The sequence below is a fragment of the Streptomyces sp. NTH33 genome (assembly GCF_003236365.1).
Classification (GTDB): domain Bacteria; phylum Actinomycetota; class Actinomycetes; order Streptomycetales; family Streptomycetaceae; genus Streptomyces.
On record NZ_POTZ01000401.1, the window covers coordinates 1 to 6401 of the forward strand.

Annotated in this window: 6 protein-coding genes and 1 pseudogene; 5 read left to right on the forward strand and 2 right to left on the reverse strand. The window is 71.6% G+C overall.

Annotation, left to right across the window (positions count from 1 at the left end; all coding sequences use genetic code 11):
- A pseudogene (locus C1I97_RS28565) lies at nt 1-126 on the reverse strand (NUDIX domain-containing protein); the annotation flags it as partial.
- A gap of 248 nt (nt 127-374) precedes the next feature.
- Between C1I97_RS28565 and C1I97_RS28570 the strand changes: the two are divergent.
- From C1I97_RS28570 to gnd, 5 genes are all read left to right on the forward strand, one after another.
- Nucleotides 375-1790 (forward strand): glycoside hydrolase family 16 protein, encoded by a 1416-nt coding sequence (locus C1I97_RS28570; protein WP_111006022.1) that lies wholly within the window; start codon nt 375-377, stop codon nt 1788-1790.
- A gap of 56 nt (nt 1791-1846) precedes the next feature.
- Nucleotides 1847-2035 (forward strand): hypothetical protein, encoded by a 189-nt coding sequence (locus tag C1I97_RS39390; protein ID WP_146608320.1) that lies wholly within the window; start codon nt 1847-1849, stop codon nt 2033-2035.
- Nucleotides 2032-3732: a glucose-6-phosphate dehydrogenase gene (gene zwf, locus C1I97_RS28575; protein ID WP_258382783.1), complete on the forward strand. Its 1701-nt coding sequence runs from the start codon at nt 2032-2034 to the stop codon at nt 3730-3732. The genes C1I97_RS39390 and zwf overlap by 4 nt, the downstream gene beginning before the upstream one ends.
- Nucleotides 3729-4655, forward strand: coding sequence for a glucose-6-phosphate dehydrogenase assembly protein OpcA (opcA, locus tag C1I97_RS28580; RefSeq protein WP_111006023.1), 927 nt, complete (start codon nt 3729-3731; stop codon nt 4653-4655). The genes zwf and opcA overlap by 4 nt, the downstream gene beginning before the upstream one ends.
- A 77-nt stretch (nt 4656-4732) precedes the next feature.
- Nucleotides 4733-5635 carry a phosphogluconate dehydrogenase (NAD(+)-dependent, decarboxylating) gene (gnd, locus tag C1I97_RS28585; RefSeq protein ID WP_111006025.1) on the forward strand — a complete coding sequence of 301 codons (903 nt, stop codon included), beginning with the start codon at nt 4733-4735 and terminating at the stop codon, nt 5633-5635.
- Between the two features lie 82 nt (nt 5636-5717).
- Here gnd and C1I97_RS28590 read toward each other — a convergent pair.
- The coding region (locus C1I97_RS28590) for a VOC family protein (protein ID WP_181446960.1) at nt 5718-6401 on the reverse strand (684 nt) is incomplete at its 5' end.

A 6401-nucleotide genomic window follows, 5' to 3' on the forward strand; every position in this document is an offset into this window, starting at 1 on the left:
ATCGCGCTTGGGGTCGCCGTAGGTCGCGAGCTGCTCCAGGTGCGCACCGTTGTCCTGGACCGGGGCGAACGAGTCGTGGACGCGCAGTCCGGTCTCCTCGGCCAGCTCCCGCGCCGCCGCCTGCGCCCGCCCGCACCGGAACGGCCGGCGGCCGACAGCCGAGAGCCGGCCCAGGACAACACGGAAATCTCCGCCTTCATCAGCTGAACTCCCGTGCTCCGCAAGGACTTTCTTCGTTTTAACTCTTGACGGCTGCCACCGCCGGGAGCACATTGGCGGCGCAACCTCGCGTGAGAGCGCTCTCAAAACCTCCCCGGGCGCCCTCCCGCGAGGCTCTCGCGCACCTGACTCCCCACCCGAGAGGCATCCCCCCCATGAGTGAGCCCTCCGGCGCACCCGCCGGCACCCGTCGCAGACGGCGCTCCGCGCGGCGCGCGCTCGTCGCCGTCCTCGGCACGCTCGGCCTGGCGGCGGCCGTCGCCACCGCCGCGACCCTGCCCGCGAACGCCTCCGCCCCCACACCCCCGTCCGGCTGGACGCAGGTCTTCCTCGACGAGTTCGACGGCCCTGCCGGGTCCGGCGTCAACACCGCCAACTGGCAGTACGACACCGGGACCTCGTACCCGGGCGGCCCTTCCAACTGGGGCACCGGCGAGATCGAGACGATGACCTCGAGCACCAGCAACGTCTCCCTGGACGGCAGTGGCAACCTGCGCATCACCCCGCGCCGGGACGCCGCCGGCAACTGGACCTCCGGCCGTATCGAGACCAAGCGCGCCGACTTCCAGCCCCCGGCCGGCGGCAAGCTGCGCGTGCAGGCCCGCATCCAGATGCCCAACGTCACCGGCGCCGCCGCCAAGGGATACTGGCCCGCCTTCTGGATGCTGGGCGCGCCCTACCGGGGCAACTACTGGAACTGGCCGGGCATCGGTGAGATCGACATCCTGGAGAACGTCCAGGGCCTCAACACGAACTGGGCGACCCTGCACTGCGGCACCAGCCCGGGCGGGCCGTGCAACGAGACCTCGGGCATCGGCGGTTCGACGTCGTGCACCGGGACCACCTGCCAGGCGGGCTTCCACACCTACGCGGTGGAGTGGGACAAGTCGACCGGACCCGAGGAGATCCGCTTCTACCTGGACGGGGTCAACTTCCACACCGTCAGGGCCAACCAGGTGGACGCGACGACCTGGGCCAACGCCACCAATCACGGCTACTACGTGATCCTGAACGTGGCGATGGGCGGCGGCTTCCCCGACGCCTTCGGCGGCGGCCCCGACGGCGGCACCGAGCCCGGCCACCCGATGGTCGTGGACTATGTGCAGGTGCTCCAGTCATCCGGCGGTGGGAGCGGTACCACGCCTCCGCCGTCCGGCAACCGCGACGCCTACAGCCCCATCCAGGCCGAGTCCTACGACAGCCAGAGCGGCGTGATCACCGAGTCGACCACCGACACCGGCGGCGGCCAGAACATCGGTTCGCTCGCGAACGGCGACTGGGCGCTCTACAAGGGCGTCGGCTTCGGCTCCACCCCGGCCAGGCAGTTCTACGCCCGCGTCGCCAGCGGTGCGCCGGCCGGGGTCAGCGGGCTGGTCGAGGTACGCCTGGACAGCCGCGGCAACTCCCCCGTCGGCAGCTTCGCCGTGGGCAACACGGGCGGCTGGCAGTCCTGGCGGACGATCCCCGCGAACATCACCCCGGTGACCGGCACCCACGACGTCTACCTCACCTTCACCAGCGGCCAGCCGGCGGACTTCGTGAACGTCAACTGGTTCGACTTCGGCCACTGATCGGACGCTTGTTCGACAGATCGGGGCTCCACGCACGCGCGTGGGGCCCCGTTGCCGTGTCGTCTGCATGGTCAGGACCGTTCCGCGGTACTCGCTGGTACGGCTCCGCCCAGGCCCGCGCCGATCCGGCGGTGGCGGTCGAGCGGTCGGCGGTCTCCTGCGACGAGGCCGTACGACGGCCCGAGGGCGAGGCGAACAAGGCGAACAAGGCGAACAAGGCGAACAAGGGAGTTGACACGGAATGACCGACAAGCCCGCCGAGCCCGCCGAGCCGGCGCGCGCCCAGGCCCCCGGCACACCGGAGTCCGGTCCGCCGGAACCCGGCCCACCGGACACCGTGCCCGAACGGGGTTCGGTGCCGGGCACCGCCGCGGTGCAGGCCGCGAAGGGCGACGTACGCGTCCCGGTCGCACCTGCCGCCGCATGGAGGAATCCGCTGCGCGACCCCCGGGACCGCCGGCTGCCGCGGATCGCGGGGCCGTCCGGGCTGGTCATCTTCGGAGTCACGGGCGACCTGTCCCGCAGGAAGCTGATGCCGGCCGTGTACGACCTGGCCAACCGCGGCCTGCTGCCGCCGGGCTTCTCGCTGGTCGGCTTCGCCCGGCGCGACTGGGAGGACCAGGACTTCGCCCAGGAGGTGTACGAGGCCGTCAAGGCGCACGCCCGGACGCCGTTCCGGGAGGAGGTCTGGCACCAGCTCTCCGAGGGCATGCGGTTCGTCCCCGGCGACTTCGACGACGACACGGCGTTCAAGCAGCTGCGCGCGGCCGTGGAGGAGCTGGACGCCTCCCGCGGCACCGGCGGGAACTTCGCCTTCTACCTCTCCGTACCGCCGAAGTTCTTCCCCAAGGTCGTGCAGCAGCTGAAGAAGCACGGGCTGGCGAACTCACCGCAGGGCTCCTGGCGCCGCGCGGTCATCGAGAAGCCGTTCGGCCACGACCTGGCCAGCGCCCGCCGGCTGAACCGGATCGTGCACGAGGTGTTCGCCCCGGAGCAGGTCTTCCGCATCGACCACTACCTGGGCAAGGAGACCGTCCAGAACATCCTGGCGCTGCGCTTCGCCAACCAGATGTACGAGCCGGTGTGGAACCGCTCCTACGTCGACCACGTGCAGATCACCATGGCCGAGGACATCGGCATCGGCGGCCGGGCCGGGTACTACGACGGCATCGGCGCCGCCCGGGACGTCATCCAGAACCACCTGCTGCAGCTGCTCGCGCTGACCGCGATGGAGGAACCCATCGCCTTCGACGCCGAGGCGCTGCTCACCGAGAAGCTGAAGGTGCTCAAGTCGGTGCGGCTGCCCGAGGACCTGGGCTCCCACACCGTGCGCGCCCAGTACGCGGAGGGCTGGCAGGGCGGCGAGCGGGTCGCCGGCTACCTCGAGGAAGAGGGCATAGACAAGCAGTCGAAGACCGACACCTACGCGGCCGTCAAGCTGGGGATCGACAACCGCCGCTGGGCGGGTGTCCCCTTCTACCTGCGCACCGGCAAGCGGATGGGCCGCCGGGTCACCGAGATCGCGGTGGTCTTCCAGCGGGCGCCGCACTCCCCCTTCGACTCCACGTCCACCGAGGAGCTGGGCGAGAACGCGGTCGTGATCCGCGTCCAGCCGGACGAGGGCATGACCGTCCGCTTCGGCTCCAAGGTGCCGGGCACCTCCATGGAGATCCGGGACGTGTCGATGGACTTCGCCTACGGCGAGTCCTTCACGGAGTCCAGCCCGGAGGCGTACGAACGCCTCATCCTGGACGTGCTGCTCGGCGACGCCAACCTGTTCCCCCGCCACCAGGAAGTGGAAGAGTCCTGGCGGATCCTCGACCCGATCGAGGAGTACTGGGACGAGCACGGCAGGCCGGCCCAGTACCCGGCGGGCACCTGGGGTCCGCGGGAAGCCGACGAGATGCTCGCACGAGACGGACGGAGCTGGCGCAGGCCATGAAGATCGACCTGACCGACACCACCGCGGGTGACATCAACAAGGCCCTGGTCCAGGGCCGCCGTGCCATCGGCACGCCCGCCGTGGGCATGGTCCTGACGATGGTCATCGTCACGGACGAGGAGAACGCCTACGACTCGATCAAGGCCGCCGAGGAGGCCTCGCACGAGCATCCCTCACGCATGCTGGTCGTGATCAAGCGGCACTCCCGCACCCCGCGGGACCGTACGCACTCCCGGCTGGACGCGGAGGTGCGGGTCGGCGCCGAGGCCGGCGCCGGCGAGACGGTCGTGTTGCGCACCTACGGCGACGTGTCCGACCACGCCGGCTCGGTGGTGCTGCCGCTGCTGCTGCCCGACGCGCCGGTCGTCGTGTGGTGGCCGGTGGGCGCGCCCGACAACCCCTCCGCGGACCCGCTGGGCAGGCTGGCACAGCGCAGGATCACCGACCTGTACGCCGTCGAGCGCCCGCTGGAGGTGCTCCAGGCCCGCGTCCGCTCCTACGCCCCCGGCGACACCGACCTCGCCTGGACCCGGCTCACCCCCTGGCGCTCGATGCTGGCCGCGGCCCTGGACCAGGCACGGGTGAAGGTGACCTCGGCGGCCGTGGAGGCCGAGGCGGAGAACCCCAGCGCGGAGCTGCTGGCCCGCTGGCTCCAGGCCCGGCTGGGTGTGCGGGCCGACCGTGTGGTCTCCCCCGGCCCGGTGGTCACGGCCGTACGGCTGGGCACCGACGAGGGGGAGATCGCCATCGAGCGGCCCGAGGGCCCGCTGGCCACGCTCACCCTGCCGGGCCAGCCGCCGCGCTCCCTCGCGCTGAAGGTCCGTCCCCTGTCGGAGCTCATCACCGAGGAGCTGCGCCGCCTGGACGCCGACGACATGTACGCCGTCGCCCTGCGCGGCGAGGGCATCGAGGAGACCGTCTGATGCCCGGCCCCGACCCGTCCACCGCCGCCCTCGTGGCCGCGTACCGCACCCTGAGGAAGTGAGCTGACATGGCAACGATCGAGTTGGGCCTGATCGGCCTCGGCAAGATGGGCGGCAACATGCGGGAGCGCCTCCGCAACGCCGGCATCACCGTGGTCGGCTACGACCGCAACCCCGACCTCTCCGACGTGGACAGCATGGTCGAACTCGTCGACCGGCTCGAGGCGCCCCGCACGGTCTGGGTGATGGTCCCGGCCGGCGCGGCCACCCGGTACGTCATCGACCAGCTGACGACCCTGCTCAAGCCCGGCGACATCGTCGTCGACGGCGGCAACTCCCGGTGGACGGACGACGAGAGGCACGCCAAGCAGCTGCACGCGCGGGGCATCGGCTTCGTCGACGCGGGCGTCTCCGGCGGCGTGTGGGGCCTGCAGAACGGCTACGCACTGATGGTGGGCGGCGACGAGGAGCACGTCGACTGGCTCAAGCCGGTCTTCGACGCGCTCAAGCCGGAGGGTCCGTACGGCTTCGTCCACGCGGGCAGGGTGGGCGCGGGCCACTTCGCGAAGATGGTCCACAACGGCATCGAGTACGCGATGATGCAGGCCTACGCCGAGGGCTGGGAGCTGCTGGAGACGGTCCCGTCGGTCACCGACGTGCGCGAGGTGTTCCGCTCCTGGACGCAGGGCACCGTCATCCGCTCCTGGCTGCTGGACCTCGCCATCAGCGCCCTGGACGACGACGAGCACCTGGAGAAGATCCGCGGCTACGCGGAGGACTCCGGCGAGGGCCGCTGGACCGTCGAGGCCGGCATCGACAACGCCGTGCCGATGCCGGCGATCACCGCCGCCCTGTTCGCGCGGTTCGCCTCTCGCCAGGAGGACTCCCCGCAGATGAAGATGGTCGCGGCACTGCGCAACCAGTTCGGCGGGCACGCCGTGGAGGCGGTGAAGCCCGTGGAGGCGGCGAAGAAGGACTGAGCCGGGCCTCCGGTCTTCCGGGCCTCCGGTCTTCCGGGCCTCCGGTCCTCTGGTCTTCCGGGCCTCCGGGCCTCCGGGCCCGTCAGCGTGTGGTGTGCCGGGCGTGTTGTGCCGCCAGGCGCACGGGCGCGTTCGGAGCGCCGTAGCCGCGGTAGCCGGGGTCGCGCTGGACGAGTTCGAAGAAGAGCCGGCCGACGGTCTCGGTGTAGCAGTGCCGGAAGGCGCCGCCCGCGTCGCGGTCGTAGAGGATGCCGAGGTCGCGGTAGGTCTCCAGTTCCTCGTCGGGCAGGTCGTGGCGCGCCGCCAGGTCGTCGTAGTAGTTCGCCGGGATCGGCAGCAGGCGGCCGCCGGCGGCACGGAAGCGGCGGGCGGCGGCGACCACGTCGTCGGTGGCCAGCGCGAGGTGCTGGGCGTGGACGGTGTCGTCGGTGGGCGCCGCACCGACGCCGAGGGCGATGCGGACGCTGCCGTCGGCGTTGGCCACGGCGCGGCTGCGCTGCAGCCCGTAGGGGTCGACGACGTCGACGCTCTCCTGGGCGTCGAGGCCGAGGACGCTGCGGTGGAAGAGGGCCGCCTTGTCGAAGTGGTGCCAGGGCTGGGTGAGGGCGAGGTGGTCGACGCGCTCCACGCCTCCGGTGTCCGCCGGGGCGGCGACGTCCTCGAAGTCGGCCCGCCAGTCGGGCAGGTGCGGCTTTCCGGTGGCGCAGAAGAAGAGTTCCGTGCCGTCGGGGGCGGCCACCGCGTCCAGCGGGGCGTCCTCGGGGGC

Excerpts from the sequence above, each read along its gene's own strand:
- opcA (WP_111006023.1), top strand. The coding sequence starts at position 3,729 with ATGAAGATCGACCTGACCGACACCACCGCGGGTGACATCAACAAGGCC.
- zwf (WP_258382783.1), top strand. The coding sequence starts at position 2,032 with ATGACCGACAAGCCCGCCGAGCCCGCCGAGCCGGCGCGCGCCCAGGCC.
- C1I97_RS28570 (WP_111006022.1), top strand. The coding sequence starts at position 375 with ATGAGTGAGCCCTCCGGCGCACCCGCCGGCACCCGTCGCAGACGGCGC.